Source organism: Modicisalibacter coralii (genome assembly GCF_004117855.1).
Classification (GTDB): domain Bacteria; phylum Pseudomonadota; class Gammaproteobacteria; order Pseudomonadales; family Halomonadaceae; genus Modicisalibacter; species Modicisalibacter coralii.
The window spans coordinates 1-666 of the sequence record NZ_QWBW01000068.1 but is presented as its reverse complement, the minus strand read 5'-3'; the positions used below and the strand labels follow the sequence as shown (position 1 = coordinate 666).

The 666-nt window shown below is 69.1% G+C and carries 1 protein-coding gene and 1 pseudogene; both read left to right on the top strand.

Features of this window, described 5'->3' with window-relative positions:
* Positions 1-338 (top strand): HD domain-containing protein (locus tag D0901_RS21460; RefSeq protein WP_425256201.1); only part of this gene is annotated, 338 nt, incomplete at its 5' end.
* A gap of 54 nt (positions 339-392) precedes the next feature.
* Positions 393-666, top strand: a pseudogene (gene glnD, locus D0901_RS21455) ([protein-PII] uridylyltransferase); the annotation flags it as partial.

Here is a 666-nt window from a genome sequence, read left to right as displayed (position 1 = left end):
GTGGACGCGAGGACTTCCCGGTCGCCGCCACCCTGGTCCACCAACTCCCCAAGCTCGAACTGCTGTGGATCGCCGGGCTCTACCACGACATCGGCAAGGGCCACGGCGGCGACCATTCGCTGATCGGCGCCCAGTACGTCACCGAGTTCGGCGAACGCCACGGCCTCACCCAGCGCGACACCCGGCTGGTCGCCTGGCTGGTGGAGCATCACCTGCTGATGTCCAAGACCGCCCAGAAGCGCGACATCTCGGACCCCGACGTGATCCGCGAGTTCGCCCGCCAGCCGTTCCACAGCGAGGGGTTGGTGGCGGTGATGTCGGCGACGGTGAGGACGTAGAGGTAGTCGAGATGGACCTCGTCGCGCATCTGGCGGGCGGCGCTGCTGCGCCAGTTGCACAGCGAGACCAAGCGCGCTTTGCGCCGCGGCCTGGAGAACCCCATCGACCGCGACGACTGGATCCGCGAGACCCGCACCGAGGCGCTCGCCCTGCTGCGCACCCTGGGCGCCGACGAGGCCGAGGTCGAGACACTCTGGGACACCCTCGGCGACGACTACTTCGTCCAGTACACGCCCAGCGAGATCGTCTGGCACACCCAGGGCATCCTCGCCCACGCCGGCTCGCCGCTGCCCATGATCCTGGTCAGTGCCCCCGCCGAGGACACCA